At 60.6% G+C, this 19,044-nt stretch carries 19 protein-coding genes; 8 read left to right on the top strand and 11 right to left on the bottom strand.

The genetic code is table 11. From position 1 onward, the window contains the following. Nucleotides 1–99: 99 nt before the first annotated feature. Nucleotides 100–279, top strand: coding sequence for a hypothetical protein (locus BMZ66_RS07100; protein ID WP_092670563.1), 180 nt, complete (start codon nt 100–102; stop codon nt 277–279). A gap of 82 nt (nt 280–361) precedes the next feature. On the opposite strand, the gene BMZ66_RS07095 is transcribed toward BMZ66_RS07100, so the two are convergent. From BMZ66_RS07095 to BMZ66_RS07075, 5 genes are all read right to left on the bottom strand, one after another. Then, nucleotides 362–1,030 carry a sterol desaturase family protein gene (locus BMZ66_RS07095; protein WP_092670561.1) on the bottom strand — a complete coding sequence of 223 codons (669 nt, stop codon included), beginning with the start codon at nt 1,028–1,030 and terminating at the stop codon, nt 362–364. Nucleotides 1,031–1,066: 36 nt separating this feature from the next. Beyond that, nucleotides 1,067–1,615 carry a shikimate kinase gene (locus BMZ66_RS07090; protein WP_092670559.1) on the bottom strand — a complete coding sequence of 183 codons (549 nt, stop codon included), beginning with the start codon at nt 1,613–1,615 and terminating at the stop codon, nt 1,067–1,069. A 92-nt stretch (nt 1,616–1,707) separates the two neighbouring features. Then, nucleotides 1,708–2,766 carry an ABC transporter permease gene (locus tag BMZ66_RS07085; RefSeq protein WP_092670557.1) on the bottom strand — a complete coding sequence of 353 codons (1,059 nt, stop codon included), beginning with the start codon at nt 2,764–2,766 and terminating at the stop codon, nt 1,708–1,710. Between the two features lie 159 nt (nt 2,767–2,925). Then, on the bottom strand, nt 2,926–4,104 hold the full coding sequence (locus tag BMZ66_RS07080) for a BT_3928 family protein (RefSeq protein WP_234795012.1): 1,179 nt from the start codon (nt 4,102–4,104) through the stop codon (nt 2,926–2,928). Between the two features lie 285 nt (nt 4,105–4,389). After that, on the bottom strand, nt 4,390–4,926 hold the full coding sequence (locus BMZ66_RS07075) for a DUF1599 domain-containing protein (RefSeq protein ID WP_234795011.1): 537 nt from the start codon (nt 4,924–4,926) through the stop codon (nt 4,390–4,392). Nucleotides 4,927–5,042: 116 nt separating this feature from the next. On the opposite strand from BMZ66_RS07075, the gene folP reads away from it, so the two are divergent. The 3 genes from folP to BMZ66_RS07060 all read left to right on the top strand — a co-directional run bounded on the left by folP (nt 5,043) and on the right by BMZ66_RS07060 (nt 7,470). Beyond that, entirely contained in the window at nt 5,043–5,945 is a 903-nt protein-coding gene (folP, locus tag BMZ66_RS07070; protein WP_214606969.1) for a dihydropteroate synthase, read from the top strand. 174 nt (nt 5,946–6,119) lie between these two features. Continuing rightward, entirely contained in the window at nt 6,120–6,953 is an 834-nt protein-coding gene (gene cdaA, locus BMZ66_RS07065) for a diadenylate cyclase CdaA (RefSeq protein WP_092670553.1), read from the top strand. 154 nt (nt 6,954–7,107) lie between these two features. Continuing rightward, complete coding sequence (locus BMZ66_RS07060) at nt 7,108–7,470, top strand: hypothetical protein (protein ID WP_092670551.1); 363 nt, start codon at nt 7,108–7,110, stop codon at nt 7,468–7,470. A gap of 94 nt (nt 7,471–7,564) precedes the next feature. Here BMZ66_RS07060 and kbl read toward each other — a convergent pair whose 3' ends face one another. Continuing rightward, nucleotides 7,565–8,812: a glycine C-acetyltransferase gene (gene kbl, locus BMZ66_RS07055; RefSeq protein ID WP_092670549.1), complete on the bottom strand. Its 1,248-nt coding sequence runs from the start codon at nt 8,810–8,812 to the stop codon at nt 7,565–7,567. Between the two features lie 221 nt (nt 8,813–9,033). Here kbl and BMZ66_RS07050 point away from each other — a divergent pair, with 221 nt between their 5' ends. Continuing rightward, nucleotides 9,034–9,900, top strand: coding sequence for an NmrA family NAD(P)-binding protein (locus tag BMZ66_RS07050; RefSeq protein ID WP_092670547.1), 867 nt, complete (start codon nt 9,034–9,036; stop codon nt 9,898–9,900). A gap of 17 nt (nt 9,901–9,917) precedes the next feature. Here BMZ66_RS07050 and BMZ66_RS07045 read toward each other — a convergent pair whose 3' ends face one another. Next, nucleotides 9,918–11,012 carry a patatin-like phospholipase family protein gene (locus BMZ66_RS07045; protein WP_177204632.1) on the bottom strand — a complete coding sequence of 365 codons (1,095 nt, stop codon included), beginning with the start codon at nt 11,010–11,012 and terminating at the stop codon, nt 9,918–9,920. A 115-nt stretch (nt 11,013–11,127) separates the two neighbouring features. On the opposite strand from BMZ66_RS07045, the gene BMZ66_RS07040 reads away from it, so the two are divergent. Further along, the gene (locus BMZ66_RS07040; RefSeq protein WP_092670543.1) at nt 11,128–12,120 is read left to right on the top strand and encodes an NAD-dependent epimerase/dehydratase family protein; all 993 of its coding nucleotides are present in this window, start codon (nt 11,128–11,130) and stop codon (nt 12,118–12,120) included. Nucleotides 12,121–12,240: 120 nt separating this feature from the next. Here BMZ66_RS07040 and BMZ66_RS07035 read toward each other — a convergent pair whose 3' ends face one another. From BMZ66_RS07035 to BMZ66_RS07025, 3 genes are all read right to left on the bottom strand, one after another. After that, nucleotides 12,241–13,740, bottom strand: coding sequence for a serine hydrolase domain-containing protein (locus BMZ66_RS07035; RefSeq protein WP_234795010.1), 1,500 nt, complete (start codon nt 13,738–13,740; stop codon nt 12,241–12,243). Between the two features lie 89 nt (nt 13,741–13,829). Beyond that, nucleotides 13,830–14,309 (bottom strand): hypothetical protein, encoded by a 480-nt coding sequence (locus BMZ66_RS07030; protein ID WP_092670541.1) that lies wholly within the window; start codon nt 14,307–14,309, stop codon nt 13,830–13,832. 371 nt (nt 14,310–14,680) lie between these two features. Then, entirely contained in the window at nt 14,681–15,634 is a 954-nt protein-coding gene (locus tag BMZ66_RS07025; RefSeq protein WP_092670539.1) for an alpha/beta fold hydrolase, read from the bottom strand. A gap of 158 nt (nt 15,635–15,792) precedes the next feature. Between BMZ66_RS07025 and BMZ66_RS07020 the strand changes: the two genes are divergently transcribed. After that, nucleotides 15,793–16,545: a DUF3891 family protein gene (locus tag BMZ66_RS07020; protein WP_092670537.1), complete on the top strand. Its 753-nt coding sequence runs from the start codon at nt 15,793–15,795 to the stop codon at nt 16,543–16,545. Between the two features lie 171 nt (nt 16,546–16,716). On the opposite strand, the gene BMZ66_RS07015 is transcribed toward BMZ66_RS07020, so the two are convergent. Beyond that, nucleotides 16,717–17,541, bottom strand: coding sequence for a DUF6503 family protein (locus BMZ66_RS07015; protein ID WP_092670535.1), 825 nt, complete (start codon nt 17,539–17,541; stop codon nt 16,717–16,719). A 222-nt stretch (nt 17,542–17,763) separates the two neighbouring features. Here BMZ66_RS07015 and BMZ66_RS07010 point away from each other — a divergent pair, with 222 nt between their 5' ends. Further along, nucleotides 17,764–18,732 (top strand): YihY/virulence factor BrkB family protein, encoded by a 969-nt coding sequence (locus BMZ66_RS07010; RefSeq protein WP_092670533.1) that lies wholly within the window; start codon nt 17,764–17,766, stop codon nt 18,730–18,732. Nucleotides 18,733–19,044: the final 312 nt, after the last annotated feature.

Raw genomic sequence — 19,044 nt, 5'->3', positions numbered from 1 at the left:
GCGCAACCCAAACTTAACCTTTTAAACCTAGCCTCAGTATCAGGGGTATCCGGCGGTGCTAACACTGCTAGAGCTTCTTTCACCCTTCCTTTCCATGCCATGACAACTTCCCGTATATCCCTGTTTCTGTTCCTCGGCTTCCTGGCCACCACCCTCACCGGTTGCGACGCCATAGCCGGTATCTTCAAAGCTGGCGCTTACACCGGCATCATTGTGGTGTTTCTGGTAGTGGCGCTGCTGTGGTTCCTTGTGAATAAGATGCGCGGCCCCCGCAGGTAGCCGGCAGCTCCAAAAACCGATAAGCAAAAGGGCGCCTCCGCAGTGGAGGCGCCCTTTTGGCTTTAGGAGGCTAGTAAGAAGGCTATTCGGCCCGCTTGCTGGGCATGGTGCCGTTGATGTGGTCCCACAGGGTGCTTGACACGCCGAAAGCCACCGGCTCGGGCCGGTAGTGGTGCTGGGCGTGGTGGGTCCACCACACCTTCAGGAAGTTCTTGGGCGGCGCGTAAGCGTGCGTGGCGTAGTGCACGAACAAGTACATGGCGTAGCCAAACGTGAAGCCCGCCAGCAGGCCAAACGCATAAGAACCAAAGCTGAGGCGGAAAATGAAGAACAGCAGCGAGGCCACAAATACCGTCACGATGGGCGGCATGGCCAAGCGGGTCTTGTCTTTGGGGTACTCGTGGTGCACGCCGTGCAGCGTGTACTGCAGCTTGGCCCGCCGGGCTGTGGTGGCTGGCAGGTGGTATAAGTAGCGGTGCACCGCGTACTCGGCGTAGGTGAAGGCAAACAGGCCCAATAAGAACAGCCCCAGGGCCGATAGCCCCGACATAAAGCCGTGGGAAAGCCCATAGTACATGCTCAGAAGCGCCGTGGCGGCGAAGATGCCGACCGGCAGTGCAATGTGCGTGTGCGAAAGGCGCTCCAGCAGGGGGTTCTCGAACAGTTGGGCCGAGCCTTTGTGCTTTGGTCGAACGGGCGCGCTTGGCTGAGAAGCAGTTGCAACGGGCTCTTCGGTGGATACGGATTGCATAGGAGTAGCGAACGTTGGATTATATTATTAACGAAATTACGCGCCCGGCGCTAATCCGGCCGCTGATGGCATGCGCACTCCGGCAGCGGACAGCTGCGCGGCCACCGCGGCGGGGGTGCAGCTGGCCGTGTCGCATCGCAGCTGCGCCTGCTCGTAAAACTGTTTGCGATGGGCTATGGTTTCGTTCAGCCACTTCGCTTTGGGGCCTGCTGTGGCCAGCAAGGGGCGGCTGGCGGTTTCGGCCACTGCGGCCAGGCGGGCGGCCAACTCCTCAACCGATACATCGAGCCAAAGGGTGATACCGGTGGCGTTCAGTACCGCAAGGTTGTCGTGATAACAGGGCGTACCGCCACCTGTGGCCAGCACCAACGAGCCGGGCCGGGCCGTGAGCTCGCGCAAGACCTCCGCTTCGAGCTCGCGGAAGTACGCCTCGCCATGCTGCAGGAAAATAGCTGGAATGACCTGACCGGCCCGGGCTACAATCTCCGCATCGAGGTCCAGGAAGGGCAGCGCATAGTGTTTCGCGAGGGCGAGGCCCAGCGTGGTTTTGCCCGAACCCGGCATGCCAATGAGAAAGAGCTTCAAGGTCAGATGAATAATTAATTGCCGTTGCAGGATATCAAGAAGCGGATGCCGGTACTAACGCACCTGCCTATACCTGTTTGCGGGTTATTTGGTTAGCTGATTTTCACGCGTGGGTCGAGCACGGCGTAAAGCACATCGACCACGATGTTGATTAGCACAAACAGTGCCGCTACGAAAAGAGTGGCACCCATCACCACGGGGAAATCAAGGTTTTCAACGGCGCGCAGGGTCACGGTGCCCAGGCCTTTCCAGTTGAAGATGTATTCGATGAAGAATGCGCCCGCCATGAGCGAGGCCAGCCAGCCCGACACGGCCGTTACCACGGGGTTGAGGGCGTTGCGTAGGGCGTGGTGTAGCACGGTGGCCGTGCGGCTCAGGCCTTTGGCGCGGGCCGTGCGGATGTAGTCCTGGCTCAGCACGTCGAGCATACTCGAGCGCGTGAGCTGCGTGATAATGGCCAGCGGCCGAATGCCCAGCGCCACGGCTGGTAGCAGCAAATTGCGCAGCACTAGGTGGCTTTTGCCGGTAAAGGGGTCGGTTTCGTAGAGCTGGCCCGTGAGGCTGAGGCCGGTCCAGTGGCTCCAGTAAAAACCAAACGTGACGGCAATGGCAATGGCAGCCACGAACGATGGCACCGAAATGCCAAAAACAGAGGTCGTGACCAGCGTGCGGTCCAGCACGGACTGGGGCCGCAGGGCCGCGGCCACGCCAAAGGCCACGCCCCCCAGGCTGGCAATGACCATAGCCGCCAGGGCCAGCCACATGGTGCCGGGGAAATAGTCGAGCAGAATGCTGAGCACGTCTTTATTACTCTGGAAGGAGCGGCGCAGGTAAGGCGTTTTCAGCACCAAGGCCTGCTGGCCAAGCGGCAGCAACGTGAGGCCGCCGTAGCGCGCCCGGCTGGCGGAGTCGCGAGCATGAAGCCCCAACGGCGAAATATCGTTGAGGTAACCTGCCAGGCGGGTGGGCAAGGGCTGGTCGAGGCCCAGGTCGGCAGTGATGGCGGCTTTGGTGGCCAGGTCGGTGCGCTGGCCGGCCAGCAGGGCGGCGGGGTCGCCGGGCAGCACGTTGAATAGCAAAAACACCGTGCACGCCACCCCCACAAGAACCAGCAGGCCCTGAGCCAGGCGACGGAGGATAAAAGCGAGCATGAAATTGAGTAAGCGGAAAGGCAGGCGCGAAAGCCTGAGCGGGGCCGGCCAGAACGAAGGTAAGGCCGCGCCTCAATCAGCAAAAGTGGCGAAAGGCGAAACAGCTGGGCAGCCGCCAGCCCGGTAGACCAGAATTATGCGGCCCGCCCGAACACTAGGTTATTTGAAAGTCTGCGCCAGGGCTTTTTCTACCTCAAACAGCTCGGGGATGTCGTGGTAATGGTACTTGGCCTGCACCACGCCGTTGTTCAGAATGACCAAGCCGGGGTTGGAGCGAACGATGGATTTGAGCACCGTGGCGTCGGCGAAGTAGTAGGGGCCGGACAGGTTCACGTCGTGCCGGAACGAGTCGAACTTGGCCGGGCTCGTGCTGGTGATGGTGAGCGCCGTGATGTCTTTCCGCGACTTGGCGGCAGCGGCCATGAGCGCATTAATGGCCTCAAACCGGTCACGGTCGGCCTTGTTTGTGTTCTGCACAATGAGCACCATCTTGCTGCCCTTGAGCAATTCCTGGGTGTAGGAGTTGCCGTCCACGTCCGAAATCTCAAAATCGGTGATGACTGGGCGCGACTTCTCCGGGTTCACGGCCGTCATGGCCTGGTACTTCCAGGTCGAATCGGTGGGGTACTCGTCAAACTCTTTGGTTTCGCCGTTGCGCGTCATGGTGTAGCGGTAGCGGGCGGGCTCGGCGGGCTTCATGAGCTTGCCAATGTCGTTGCCCACTTTGTAGGGCAGGAAGTCGAAATACGGCAAATGCCCCAGCGCCCGCATGCCAATGCCGATGGCAATGGCCGAAACGATGGTCATGGTCATGAGCCCGGCAGTGCCCTGTACAAACGCATGACGCAAAAACCGCTGGTTGAAAAATACTACGGCCCATAGCACCAGCAAAAACACGTCTTTGGCAAATGAGGTCCACGGCGTCAGCTTGATAAAATCGCCAAAGCAGCCGCAGTCAGTTACCTTGTTGAAAGCCGCCGAGTAGAATGTGAGGAAGGTGAAGAACACCAGCATGCCCAGCAGCAGCCACAACACAATTCGCAGGTGCCAGCGCAAGAGCAGCGCCACGCCCAAAATCACTTCGAGCGAGCTCAACACAATGGAAAGCGTGCGCGATAATCCTTTAAAAAAAAGAAAGAACGAGTCGAGTGCCGGAAGGTCGACGGCAAAAACCTCAAAGTATTCTTCCAACTTATAGGCCGTGCCCACGGGGTCGTTCAGCTTGATAAGCCCGGAAAAAACAAAGAGGGCCCCCAGCAAAGCCCATGACACCTTGGTGACGGTGCGCAGCACGTGAGGTGTCGGCGTGGCGGCGGTATTAAAACTGAGTTTTGACATAAGACAAAGTAAGCCGGTGGCAAACGGCCAGGCAACGCGCAGGGTTCGGTTTGGGGTGCGGATAGGACGGCAGAACATCAAACTCCCCTCCTTATCAAGGAGGGGACGCTGCCGCGAAGCGCCAGCTGGGATGGTTGGGGCGTCTGAGCCGTTGAGCGGAAATCGTTCGGGTGTCGTTGGCTACGCCGACCTTCGGTTCAACGAATGCAACCACCCCCGTCCGAGCCTTTGGCTCGAACATCCCCTCCTTAAAAAAGGAGGGGAGTTTTTTGTTCTTGCTTGGTGCTACGCTTCGCCTCTCAAAATCAACGCAAACACAGCATAGTTCAGCATGTCGCGGTAGCTGCCTTCTACGCTCTCGCTTACCCAGGCGTCACCGCCGATGTTTTCGAGCTGCTTCACGCGGTGCAGCTTCATCAAAATGAGGTCGGTGATGCTCGATACGCGCATTTGGCGCCAGGCTTCGCCGTAATCGTGGTTTTTGGCCAGCAGCAGGCGGCGGTTTTCGGCTGCTTCGTGGTCGTAGGCAGCAGCCACGGCCTCGGGCGTCATGTCCAGCGGAGTGTTAGCGGGCAGGTGCAGCTGCATCAGGGCAATGAGGCAGTAGTTGATGATGGCCACGAACTCTTCGTTCACGTCGTCGGCCACCATTTGCACGCCGGTTTCCTGGATGGTGCGAATGCGGTTGGCTTTGATAAAAATCTGGTCGGTGACGGAGGGCAGGCGCAGGATGCGCCAGGCCGTGCCGTAGTCGTGGGTTTTGGCCAGAAACAGGGTGCGGCAGCGGGCCAGCAACAGGTCGTAGTGTTCGGGCGTTTGCAAAGGCGGAGGTAAGAGAGTGGTGGGGTGGTCGGTGGTGCTCACCGATGCAAGTTCGGGCGGGCAGCCGGATATTGAGCCGGCATACGGCATTGCTCTCCGCCTCCGCATCTCTCACTATGCTCCAACCTACTGCCTCCCAAGCTCGTCATTCTGCCTTTCCGCCCACGCAGCACGTGGCCACGTCGCTTTTGAGCCCGCACGGCTGGCTGCTCAGCCTGCACCGGCCGCAGGTGATGGGCATCCTCAACCTTACGCCCGACTCGTTTTTTGCGGGCAGCCGCGTGGCTTCCGAGCGCGACTTATTGGTTCGGGCCGAAGCCATGCTCGCTGCTGGAGCCGCCGTGCTCGACCTGGGCGCCTACAGCAGCCGCCCCGGCGCCGACCATATTTCCGAAGACGAAGAAGCCCGCCGTTTGCTGCCGGCCATTGAGCTGTTGCGCCGCGAGTTTCCGCAGGCCTTCCTCTCGGCCGATACGTTTCGGGCCCGCATTGCCGCCGCGGCCGTGGCCGCCGGCGCCGACCTGGTGAACGACGTGGGCGGCGGCACCCTCGACGCTGACATGTTTGCCACCGTGGGCCGTCTGCGCGTTCCCTACGTGCTGATGCACATGCGCGGCACGCCCCAAAACATGGCCCAGCTCACGCACTACGAAGACGACATTGTGGTGACCCTGATTCGCTACTTCCGCGACGCGCTGGCCGCCCTGCGCCACGCCGGAGCCGTAGATGTGGTGCTGGACCCGGGCTTTGGTTTTGCCAAAACTGCCGCTCAAAGCCACGAGCTGCTGCGGCGCTTGGCTGAGCTGCAAGCCTTGGGCTGCCCGCTGCTGGCAGGCCTCTCCCGCAAGAAAATGGTGTACGGCCCCCTAGGCCTTAGCCCCGAAACGGCCCTCAACGGCACTACGGCCCTGCACATGGTGGCCCTGCAGGGAGGAGCCCGGCTGCTGCGGGCCCACGACGTGGCCGAAGCCCGCCAAACCATACAATTATTTGCCAATACCTTTCCTTTGGGGGAATAAAGGCCGTAATTTGAGGGACGAGGCGCCCCGTTGTCATCCTGAGCTTGCGAAGGACCTTTTTTATAGAAGAACAATTTGCAGCAATCAATGCGAGCGTGAGAAGGTCCTTCGCAAGCTCAGGATGACAACGTTGCTGCATTCAGCCTTCCCGCATCCTCTTTTTTTACCACGCCCATGTCCGGCCCCTTCCCCATCGATTTCCTGCGGTTCGGCTGGATTGACGCGGCCGACGTGCTGCTGGTGACGGTGCTGCTCTACCAGCTCTACAAGCTGCTGCGCGGCTCGGTGGCCCTGAACGTGGCGCTGGGGCTGATTTCGATATACTTGCTTTACCTCGTGGTGAAGGCCACCGGCATGGAGCTGCTAACCAAGATTTTGGGTCAGTTTATGAGCGTGGGCGTGCTGGCCAGTATTATTCTGTTTCAGCAGGAAATCCGGCGCTTTTTGCTGAGCGTGGGCAAGGCCACGGCCCTGGAGCGGGTGCGCGGCTGGAAGTGGGGCCGGCCGGCGGTGGGGCCGCCGCTGTCCGTTGGTCCGTTTGTGGAAGCCGCCAAAAGCCTCTCCAACAAGTACACCGGCGCCCTCATCTGCTTCGCCCAAGCCTCGGACCTCACGCCGTTTGCCGAATCCGGCGACCGGCTCGATGCCGAAATCAGTAAGCGCCTGCTGCTTTCGATTTTCAACAAAACCAGCCCCCTGCACGACGGGGCCGTGATTGTGACCAACGGCCGCATCCAAGCGGCGCGCTGCATCATTCCGGTCAGCGAAAACCCCGACGTGCCCGCCGCGCTGGGCCTGCGCCATCGCGCTGCTATTGGCTTGACCGAGGTAACCGACGCCGTGGTGCTGGTGGTGAGCGAGGAAACCGGGGCCATTAGCCTTGTATACCACGGCACGCTCTACCGCGACCTGCCTACCGCTGAACTGCGCAGCCGCCTGAATGAGTGGCTCCTGAAAAGTGGGGCTAGTTCCTCCACCGCTTCCTTGAAACCAGAAGCGGCTGCCTAAATCGCCGTCGGCTCCGGTGCAGCGCGGACTCACAGAGTCCGCGCTGCACCGGAGCCGACGGCGATTTTCACGATAAATTTTTTCATAACCCTGACGCGGATTGGGTCGTTTAAGCCAATAGATTTAGCTTAAACATTCCAATAATATTAGCGTTATGAAAATCGAAGTTGCAAAAGGCCAGGACAAAGGTTTCCTTCCCGACGGCCGCCACACGGTCAAGATTACCGATATCGAAGAGGGCGTGAGCGAGCACCAGCAGGTGCCGTTTTTTGCCGCTCGCATGGAAAACGAAGATGGGTTTGTGAGCCAGCGCTTTTATAATTCAGAAGCCGGCCATCCCATTATTTTGCAGCTATACTCGGCTGCTGGCATTCGTCCCGAAGAGGGCAAAGACCTCGACACCAAGCAGCTCATTGGCAAGCAGCTTTCCATCGAAGTAGGCGACCATTCTTACGCCGACCCAGCTACCGGCAACGAGCGCAGCATTCGTCAAGCTACGGGCTTCCGCGCCGCGTAACCGGGCGAACTTTGCATACCCCGTTAAAACAGAAAACGCCACCCGTAATAGGGTGGCGTTTTCTGTTTTACAGCAAAGCTGTTACTGGCTTAGCTCACGGCGTGTTCTGCACTACCTGCCCGGCCGCCGGTTGAGCGGCGCTCGGGTCCTTCAGTGTCCCTAGCTCCTTGCCAACTTCCTTGAAAGCCGCAATGGCCTTGTCAAGATGCTCGCGAGTATGGCCGGCGCTCAGCTGCACGCGGATGCGGGCTTGGCCCTGCGGCACCACGGGGTAGTAGAAACCCACTACGTAAATGCCCTTATCCAGCATTTTGGTGGCGAACTCCTGGGCCAGCTTGGCGTCATAAAGCATGACGGGTACAATGGGGTGCTGGCCGGGACGGATGTCGAAGCCGGCGGCAGTCATCTGCTCGCGGAAGTACTTGGTGTTTTCTTCGAGCTGGTCGCGCAGCTCGGTGCTTTCGGTTAGCAGCTCCAGCACGCGCAGCGAGGCGCCCACGATGGCGGGGGCCAGCGTGTTGCTGAACAGGTACGGGCGGCTGCGCTGGCGCAGCATGTCGATGATTTCCTTGCGGCCCGAGGTGAAGCCGCCCATGGCGCCGCCCAGGGCCTTGCCCAGCGTGCCGGTGATGATGTCGATGCGGCCCATCACATCGCGCATTTCGTGGGTGCCGCGGCCGGTTTTGCCCAGGAAGCCGCTGCTGTGGCACTCGTCTACCATCACGAGGGCCTGGTATTTGTCGGCGAGGTCGCAGATTTTGTCGAGCTGGGCAATAGTGCCGTCCATGCTAAACGAGCCGTCCGTCACGATGATGCGGTGGCGCGAACCCTTGGCCTGGGCATCCTGCAGCTGCTTTTCCAGGTCGGCCATGTCGTTGTGCTGGTAGCGGTAGCGCTGGGCCTTGCACAAACGCACGCCGTCGATGATGCTGGCGTGGTTCAGGGCATCGGAAATAATGGCGTCCTGCTCGTTGAACAGCGGCTCAAATAGGCCGCCGTTGGCGTCGAAAGCGGCGGCATAAAGAATGGTGTCTTCGGTGCCCAGAAACTCAGCCAGCTTCTGCTCCAACTGCTTGTGAATGTCCTGCGTGCCGCAGATAAAGCGCACCGACGACATGCCGTAGCCGTGCGTGTCGATGGCGGCTTTGGCCGCTTCAATCACCTCGGGGTGCGAGGAGAGGCCGAGGTAGTTATTGGCGCAGAAGTTCAGCACTTCGCCGGCTTCGTCGGTTTCAATTTCGGCGCCCTGGGGCGAGGTAATGATGCGTTCCTTCTTGAAAAGGCCGGCATCCTTGATTTCCTGAAGCTGCTGCTCGAGGTCGGGCTGGAGAGTGGCGTACATAGTGGCGGGTGGGTGTGTTGAGCAGCCAAAGATACCGGGCTGATTCGGTTAGCTCTTTTGCGCAAGGATAGAAGATTACCCAATTAGCGACCAAAGGTTCGGCCGGCATCTGCCAAAAAGAGCTGCTCGGGCAGCAAAGGCATAGTGACAGGAGGCAACTGCTCAGGGGCGAGTTTTTGCGGGTACCTTGTTGCCCCACCCTTAAGCTGCCACCAAGCACGATGAAACGAATTCTGGTAACGGGCGCCACCGGCAACGTTGGCCTGGAAGTAGTGCGGGCCTTGCACGAGCGGCCCGACGTGCTGGTGCTAGCGGGCGTGCGCGACGTGCAGCGCGGCGCCGAAGCCCTGGGGGCTTATCCCGGCGTGCGGCTGGTGCCCTTCGACTTTGCCGACGCCGCCACGCACGACGCGGCCCTGGCCAACTGCGACAGCCTGTTTCTGCTGCGGCCCCCGCAAGTGACCGATGCCTTCGGCGGCCTGATTGCGAAAGCCCGGCAAGCCGGAGTGGGCCACATCGTGTTTCTATCGGTGCAGGGCGCCGAGAATAATCGATTTCTGCCGCACCACAAAACCGAGCAGCTGCTCATAGCCGGTGGCATGCCCTACACGCTGCTAAGGCCGGCGTACTTCATGCAGAATTTCACCTCCACCCTACGGGCCGATTTGATGGAGCAGCACCGCATTTTTCTGCCGGCCGGCAAGGCCCGCTTCGTGCTCATCGACGTGCGCGACATCGGCGACGTGGCCGCCATCGTGCTCGCCGACCCAATCACCCGGCACCACAACCAGGCCTACACCCTTACGGCGCAAAACCGCCTGACCTTTCAGCAGATGGCCGACCAGCTCACGGCTGGCCTGGGCCGGCCCATTGCCTACGAATCGCCCAGCCCCTGGCGCTTCTACCGCACCAAGCGGCGCGAAGGCCTGTCCCGCGGCTTTGTGCTGATTATGCTGCTGCTGCACTACCTGCCGCGCTTCACAGCTACGCCGCCCATCAGCGACGCTGTGTCGCGCATCACCGGCCGGCCGCCCCGCGAGTTTGCCGACTTCGTGGCCGATAATCGGGCGCAGCTGCTGGGTAAATAGCCTCGGTTGGTAGAACGCTATTTCTGAATAGGCTGACGGGCCAAGAACGCCTGCACGCCCTGTCGCCCGCTGTCCATCAGCAGCTTTTTCTGGGTGTCCGTAACGCGCTTGATTTTGGGGCTGAAGCCTAGAAAGTTGATGCTTACCGTGCGTTTCCAGTCTTCGGGCTGCATGGGGTTGAGGTTTTCGAGGGCCACGGTGTAGAGGGCGCCCATGTAGGTGTTGAAATCCTGAATGTCGTAGGGTGCCAGTTGACGCCGGCCCGTGACCACGGTATCCAGCGGAATCTGCTCGGCGCGGTCGAGGCGCAAACCCAGGGTTTCGGGGTTGAAGACGTTGCCGCGGACATCGGGCGTGCCGGGGCTGCCTGCGGCCAAGTAGCGCGGTTTGTCAAACAAGTCGATGGGATAATTGGCCAGCAGGCCGCCATCTACCAATACCTGAACGGGCTGGCCGGGGGCCGGCGTGCCGGTGATAACATTGTTCTGCGCATCGAGCAGCACGGCCCGGAAATACAGCGGAATGCTCATGCTGATGCGCACGGCATCGGCCACGCGCATGGTAGGCGTGGTCTCGTAGCTGAACACCTGCACGCGCTGGGTGGTGAGGTTGGTGCCGGTGGTGTAGAGGTCGCGGAAGCGGGTGGGTTGCTGTTGGGCCAGCGCGTGCAGCTCGCCAAGGGTGAGGTTGGGCTGCTGGGTTTTGCGGGCCACTAGCTCGCTCATGTAGGTGGCAAACTGGTCGCCGCGGTACCAGCCGTACTGCTTCACCAAGCGGTGGCTGCCGCCGAAGAAGATGAAGCGGCCGTCGTTGAGGCGCTGCACGGGTGTAGCATTCACCACGGCAATAATCTCACTGGCTGAGTAACCCACTGCTAGCAACGCAGCCTGGATGGCGCCAGCCGAGGTGCCGCCCACCCGCTCGATGCCGCGCAGCACGCCTTGCTGCTCCAGCTCCTGCAGGGCGCCGCCATAAGCAATGCCCCGTATGCCGCCTCCTTCCATTACCAGGTTGCGGTAGCGCGGGGTGGCTGGCTGCGCAGTGGCGGCGCCAGCCCCGGCAAACAGTAAGAATCCGAGACTGAAGCGGAGTAAAACAATCCGTAGTAGCATGAAGCCAAAGATACCGCGGGGCCCGGGGTAGTGGGGTGGCGCTTTGGCAACTGCAGCCCGGTATCTTTGCGCGCTGAAACCTATCCCACCGTCCCACCCAATCCCGATTCCGCGCATGGCCACCACTCCCGGCGATACTGAAACCACTGTTTTACCCGGCTCCGTGCTGGTTATTGGCGCCTGCGGCCAGCTGGGCCTGGAGCTGGTAGCGGCTCTGCGCCAGCGCTACGACCCCAACTGCGTAGTGGCCGCCGACGTGCGCCCCCCGAAAAACCCCGACATGCTGGCCGGTGGCCCCTTCGAGCTGCTCGATGTGCTCGACCGCTCGCGCCTCGACAAGCTCATTCGCCAGTACCGCCCCAAGCAGATTTACCACCTCGCGGCCCTGCTCTCGGCCACTGCGGAGAAAAACCCGCTCTTCGGCTGGCAGCTAAACATGGACGGCCTGCTCATCGTGCTCGAAGCCGCCGTGGCCCACGGCGTGGCCCAGGTGTACTGGCCCAGCTCCATCGCCGTGTTCGGCCCCGACACGCCCCGCGACAACACGCCGCAGGTTACCATCATGAACCCCAACACGGTATACGGCATCAGCAAGCTGGCCGGCGAGCAGTGGTGCGAGTGGTACCACCGCAAGCACGGCCTCGACGTGCGCAGCCTGCGCTATCCCGGTCTCATTGGCTACAAGAGCCTGCCCGGCGGCGGCACTACCGACTACGCCGTGGATATTTACCATAAAGCCATTGCCGGCGAGAGCTACGAGTGCTTCCTCGAAGAAGACACCTACCTGCCGATGATGTACATGCCCGACGCCCTGAAAGCCACGCTGGACCTGATGCACGCTCCGGCCGACCAAATCAAGGTGCGCACCAGCTACAACCTAGGCGCCATGAGCTTCTCGCCGGCCGAAATCACGGCCAGCATTCAGCAGCACGTGCCCGATTTCGAGGTGACCTACAAGCCGGACGGCCGTCAGCAAATCGCCAACTCCTGGCCCGCCAGCATCGACGATTCGAAGGCCCGGCAGGACTGGGGCTGGCAGCCCGATTTCGACCTGGATAAAATGACCCAGGACATGCTCGTGCACCTGAAGGAACTGCAGCCGGCGTAGGGCCACGCTGCTCGGCGCTTGGACCGTGCCAATTCCTAACAGCAAGAAGCCCCGGTTGCGCGCAGCAGCCGGGGCTTTTTTATTTCAATGGGGTGCACGGGTTGGTACCCGTAGCTAAGGCTATAGCTTCTTCAGGTACTCCGCAGCGCCCTTGTTTTGGGGGTTGAGCGCGAGTGAGCGCTGGTAGTTTTTGCGAGCCAATTCCCGGTTGCCGAGCTCCGCGTAGATTTCGGCGAGGCTGTCGTAGGCATTGGCACTCTGGGGGTAGAGGCTCACGTTCAGCTTGAAGACTTCGAGCGCGTTGTTCGGCTGGGCCTGCTTGAGCAGGTTGTAGCCCCAGGCATTTACTTCGTCTTCGGGCAGCTGGTAGGCGGGGTTCTTTTTCCGAGCCTTGGTGGCCACGGCCAGGGCCTGCGCAAAGCCGCGCTGGCGCAGTTCGAGGTGCAGCGCCCGCAGGCCGGGCGACAGACCGAAGCCTGTAGCCGGCCGCATGTCGGGGAGGTAGTGGCCGGCAATTTCGTCCATGAACGTATCGGGGTTGGCGCCCTGCAGGTTGGTGAGTACCACAATGGCCAGGTCGTCCTGCGGGTAGAAAAACACGGCAGAGCGGCCTCCGCCTACGGGTGCCACGGCCGGGTGCTCGGCGCGCCCAACGGTGGGCCAGCCGAGGGCATACCCGTTCAGGAGCTTGCTAAAACCGCGCTGCGAGCCGTTGTTCAGGGTGCCGGGCGTCCAGAGTGCGGCGAGGCTGCTGGTTTTGAGAAGCTGCCCTTGCTGCAACGCCACCAGCCAGCGGCCCAGCTCTTCGGCCGTCGAGCTGATGCCGGCCGCCGTGCGCAGCGATGGGGATACTACTTCGAACAGGTTGCGGGGCTGGCTGCTGCGGCGCCGCTGCCCGTTCACGTAGTGGGCAAAAGTGTAGCCGCGGGCAGCGTGGGGCAGCACGTCGTGCGCATCGCCCACGGTGGTGCGCGGCATGCCCACCACGTCGAGCTGCCGCGTCTGGATGAACCGGGCAAACGGCCCGCCACTGAGCTGGTCGATGAGCTTGCCCAGCAGCAGGTAGTTGGTTTGGTTGTAGGCAAATTGTTCGCCGGCGGCAAAGTCCAGCGGCTGGGTTTGCACCTTGGCCCACGCCGCGCTTTCGTTGCCTTCGGTCACCTGCCCCACTTCGTCTTGCGGCATGATATCGGGCAGGCCGGAGGTGTGGGTGAGCAGCTGCCGCACCGTGACGGGGTGCCAGGCGGCGGGCAGCCCCGTGAGGTAGCGCGAAATGGGAGCGGCCAAATCAAGCTGGCCCGCCTCCACCAGCTGCATCACGGCCACCCCCACAAAGGCCTTGGTGATGGAATTAATGGGAAACCGCGTGTGGCGGCTGACCGGAATAGAGTCCTGAATATTGGCCAGCCCGTATTGCGCCGACTTCACCACTTTGCCCTTGCGCACCACCACCAGCTGCAGGCCCGGAATGCGCAGCTGCTGCATTTTCATGTTAATATACAGGTCCAGGCTGTCGGCGGGAATCCGGGCCTCGGCGCGGGAAAAGCTGCCCAGGCTCAGCATGAAAACTCCCCACAGGCAGGCGAGAAAAGCGGTGGGGCGGCGAGCAATAGTTTTCATGAGGCAGGCGCAGAGGGTGGAGGAGGAGTGGGGCAGGGCGGGCGGCTAGCACCCGGCCCCGGCCCCTTACTTGGCCGCGTTGGCAGGTGCTAGCGGGTGGCCGAGGCGACTATTTGCCCGGCTTGAGGAGTAGCCAATTCGGGCACCGAAATAGTGGTTTGCGCCCGGCTTGCTACCTGCACGGTGTAGCGGTAGCGCTCCTGACCCACGCGTAGCAGGACGGCGTACTTGCCAGCAGGCAGCTGGTTAAAGTTGAGGTTGGTGCCATACGAAGGCTCGGTGTTCACTTCTTTCACGAGGCAGGTGTTGGTGCTGAGCGCGACAACGCGCAGCTGCATCTGCTGCCGGGCAGGGTTTTCGATGGTCATCGCTAAGTTGTGGCCATCGGTCTGTTTGGCTTTCACCGACGGAACATCCTGTGCCAGCGCGGTGCCGGCGCTGCTCAGCACAACGAGTGCCCCAAGCAGCGCAGGACGCAGAAAAGACGCAGCCAGCATAGCCTGGGCGCGGGATTGGAGGGAGATGCCAGCTAAGGACTGGGCAGGGCGGGGGGTGAGGGAGGTTTTCATGATTGCAGAAAAAAGAGGGTGAAAATGTATGGATGAGGTTACGTGTCGCAGCAAGTACTAGGTGTTGAACAGTACAAATGTATGATAGGTACTTTGTAAAACAAGGTACTGTTACAATAAATGTAATTGGAGAACGTGTTTAAAACGTTACGGTCTGATAATCAGCGATAAAAATTTTTAGTTCGAACTGCACTTTTAATTTCTGCAGCGAGTCAGGCGTGGCTTGCGCTGGCTGTGTCTGGGCCAAAACACTGAATCTAGCAAACACATTTTGACGATATGAGCAGCTCTGCGCCCAGAAAAGCCCCATCCATGCATTGCAGTGAAGGGGGTAAGCTTAGGCCGAAATTGACAAAAATCCTGCTGGGCCGCTAGATTCTTGCGGCGGCTGGCTGATAGCGGCTTACCAATTGTTCGTCCAGCAGCTGCCGCATTTCGGTTAGAATAGCTTCCCAATTTTCCAGATACAGCATGTGGCCTTCGTCTGGCAGCAAGTTGAGGCGAGCGTTGGCCAAGCGGTTGGCCAGGTAGGGGATGTTGTCGGGGCCCCAAATGCCATCGGCGGTGCCGTGCCAAAGCACGGTAGGAGCCTGCACGTCTTCAATAAAGAAGCCCGGCCGGCGGCACCACGCCTGGGCATCATCATACACGCCGCGGCCATGATGAGCGAACCCATAAACGGCCGCATCGCGCAGCAGCTCCCGGAAGCCGGGCTGCCCGGTCACGTCCTGCTCGGCTTGGCGCATGAGCAAGACGAAGCCGTCGATGGTGCGGTCGGGGTGGCGGGCCCACTGCCGGCTCAGCCACAGAAAAGTGGTGCGGTTCAACCAGGGAAAGCCGGTTTGGCCCCAGCGCAGCAGCTTCCAGGTGCGGGTGAGGTGGCGGTAGGCGGCCGGCTCGCCCAGGGGCAGGCAGGTGCTGAGCAGCTGCACGGCCGCCACCCGCTCGGGGTAGCAGGCGGCCTGCGCCAGGGCGTGCACGCCGCCCACTGACCAGCCCATCACGCCCACCGGACCCGTGATGTGGAGGGCATCGAGGGCAGCTGCTACATCGTGGGCAAAAGAAGGGAAGGTGAGACGACGGTATACGTCAGACTCGCCCACGCCGGGGCGGTCGGGTGCCAGTAGTTGCAGCTTCAGGCGGTTTAGCAGGGCCACGGAAGGCGGCAGTTCGAGGCTGGAAGAGCCGAACCCGTGATGAAAAACCACCACTTGGTGGGCCGGGTTGCCGTAGCGCGTGAAACCCAGGCGGCGGCCGTCGGGCAGGCGCACCGTGAGGGGAGTCCGGAGGGCATCAGCCGCGCTATGTCCGAGGGGTTGGGGCATGATTATCGTACGGCCGGGCTGGCGGCGGAGTTGGTGAAGGGGACCTCAGGCCAGGTGGCCCGGCCCAGACGGATTCGTACCGTAGCGCATACTGCTTGCGCTGGCAACCCCAGCTCATTTTTTGCAGTTGAAAGGGCCTACGCTAGGTTTTTCTGCCCATGATAGTCAACTCCACGCCTGCCGGCTGGCAAATTATTTATCAGCAAGCCCACGCCCTGCTGGCCATGCAACTGGCCTGGTACTGGCCCCACACCCTGGCCCCCGACCGCTGGGTAGGCCTGCTGGCCGCCATTGCGCAGCACGACGACGAACAAGCGGCCTGGCACGGCCGTGGCGGCCACTACGGCCTCACGCCCGCCGGCGCCCCGGCCAACTTCACCCAAAAAGAATTTTCTATGGAGCAGGCCACCGGCGTGCTCTCGGCCGCCCGCTTCCAGGGGCAGTGGCGCAGCCTGCTCACCAGCCTGCACCTAAGCTTACTTTACGAGGGCCTGCGCGGGCAGAACAAGAAGACCGACACCTTTCTCGACGACCTGCGCGCCGGCCAGGAGCAGTGGCGGCGGGCCCTGCATCTCACCAAAAAAGAAGCCCAGCAAGCTTACGACCTCCTGCACTGGTGCGACCGCCTTTCGCTCATTCTCTGCCGAAATGAGATTCCGGAAATGGGCCGCGCCGTGGAAATCTACCCCGGTCCCGACGGCACCATGTACACCCTGGCGCAGCCCGAAGCCGGTGGCCCCGTGGTGATTAATCCGTGGCCCTTTCGCGAACCAGAAGCCGCAGTGAGTGTAGAAGCCAGCATCCTGACGCAGCTGCAGTTTCGGGATGATGCGGAGCTGAGCGCGGCTTTGAAGGCAGCGCCCATCGAAACGCTGCGCTGGGAACTGCGCCCGGCTGGGAGCAAGAAGTAGCTCGCAGTACCGCGCGGGATAACCTCACCCCCTGACCCCCTCTCCAAAAAAGAGGGGGCACCGGTTCGTGAGGATGAGGCCTACCACACCCGCCTGCGCATGTCCGGTGCCCCCTCTTTTTTGGAGAGGGGGTCAGGGGGTGAGGTCCAGCCGAACGAGAAAGTTTTCCCCTTACTTCGGCTTGGTAACCGGCGTAGTGCTGGTCATGATGCCCTCGGGCAAGGTTTGCAGCTGGGCAATGTTATCAAGGCGCGAGGGTTTGGCGTCGCTGCGGCCGGCGGCCAGCAGGAGGTTGCCCTGCTTGGTGTACTCGTTCCAGCGGCGGCGAAAGCCGGGCTGCTCGTCGGTGGCTTTGGCAAAGTAGGCCCATTCTTCTACCAGGCCATTGGCGCGGTTTACCAGTATTTCGTAGCGGTTTTGGGGCGTCACGCCCACTTCTTTGAAGGTCATCTGGAGCACGTCGGCTGTGGCGCCGTCCATGGTTTTGCCTTCGCCCTTGTAGGTGAGCGTTACGCCCGAGTCTTTGAGCTTGAAGGGCATCAGCAGCCAATAGGAATTATTTATCCAGATGCCGGTCATGCGCTCGAGCACTTTCTGGCCGGTGGGGGAGGCCGAGATGTCCTGGCCGCGGCTGTACACCTTGCCCTGCTTGGTGTTCAGGTTGTAGTTGGCTACCAGCGTGTCTTTTTCCCAGTGGAAGTCGCCGGTGTACTTGTCCCAAATCTGGTATTGGCCACCAAAAAAGCTCCAGGCAAAGTAGCGAGCGTTTTTCCAGTTTTCGTAGCCGCCCATTTCGCGCATGGCGCGGTCGGCAATGGCAATGGCTTTGGCATCGGAGCCCGCTGCGTCGAAACCTTCGGCGGCGGGGTAAGACGCCGATGCTCCTCCTTTAACCTTGATTTTTTGCTTCTGGGCCTGCGCTGGCGTAGCCAGCAGCAGCAGAGCGCCAAAAAAAACCGGGAGCAGCGCGCGCACAAAACGGAAAACGGAGGCCATGGGAATGCTGAGTAAGAAGCGAAGTTGTGCGGCAAGATACGGCGCCGCCCAACGGGAGTTGGCCTCGGTTAAAGCAGAAGGATAGGGGCGCGCCGGCAAGCAGCTACGCGCACCAAAACCCAGGCCCGGCCCGACTTATATATGCCCGGTGCCAACGCTGGCCCCGGCTGCCCGTAATACAAAGGCATTTCGCGCTTTCCGCCGCTCACATTTTCACGCAGCATGGCACATTATAAGTTTTCTGATATTCTATCCGTACTAAAGTCGTCGGCCGGCGAGTTCAGCAACAACAACTCGTTTCGACACTCGGCAGCGTTGTCGTACTACACTATTTTTTCGTTGCCGCCGCTGCTGCTCATCGTCATTACGGTGGCCAGCGCCGTGTTTGGGGGCGAGGCCCTCACTGGACAGGTATACGAACAGCTCCGGGGCCTGGTGGGGTCCGATTCGGCTAAGTTTCTGCAAGACAGCATTGCCAAGTTTACGCTGCAAGAACGTGGCCCTCTGGCCACGGCCATCGGCATCAGCACGCTCATATTTGCGGCCACCACTTTTTTCGTCACCCTGCAGGAAAGTATCAACGACATCTGGAATCTGAAGGTGAAGACCGAGGGCATCGGCATCGGCGCCTTCATCAAGCAGCGGGTGCTTTCCTTCGGTCTCATTCTCAGCGTGGCCCTGTTGCTGCTCATTTCCTTCGTGGTGAGTGCCGTGCTCAGCGCCTTCACCGACTGGCTGCAGCAAGTGCTGCCTATGATAGGCGTGGTAGCCATTCGCTTGGTTGATTTTGCTCTTTCGTTGGGCGTCACCACGCTGCTGTTTGCCATGATTTACCGCTTTCTGCCCGATGCCATCATTCGTTGGAACGACGTGCTGATTGGTGCGTTCATCACGGCGTTGCTTTTCGTAATCGGTAAGTTTCTCATCGCGTTTTACATCGCGAAGGCAGAGCCCGGCTCGGCTTTTGGGGCAGCAGGCTCTGCCATTGTGCTGCTGCTGTGGGTCAATTACTCTTCGCTCATCATATTTTTCGGGGCCGAGTTTACCCAGGAATTTGCCGATGCCTACGGGCAGAAAGTCCAGCCCAAAGCCCATGCCGTGCGCGTGCGGCTCGAAGAATACGCCCCCGGCGAATCGGACGAGGAAAAATCAACCGGGCGCCCCCGCTCAACAGGAAGCTGGAAAAGTTAAAATGCAAAAAAAGAGCATTTCGTGAACGGTTGAAATGTCCTTTTTTTTGATTCGTGTTAGAGCTGGCTTATTGAATTATGCGCTGACAACCAAATAATTTAAATTAATTGAAAGGCGCGGTATGGGCGGTTTGACAAGCCAGAAAGTCCCTTGATAACGAAAATCATATTGCTATTTAGGGGGGGTAAGGAGCCATATTTGAGGAAACTTTTTTCCTGTTATGTCTCTACTCCTACACACACTGCGCTGCAGCCTCGTTTTATCCCTGCTCAGCTTGCCGGCTATGGCTCAGCAGCCCGGCGCTGTACCCCC

The organism is Hymenobacter arizonensis (assembly GCF_900115775.1).
In the GTDB taxonomy this organism is placed as follows: domain Bacteria; phylum Bacteroidota; class Bacteroidia; order Cytophagales; family Hymenobacteraceae; genus Hymenobacter; species Hymenobacter arizonensis.
This window is presented reverse-complemented; position numbering and strand designations above follow the sequence as displayed.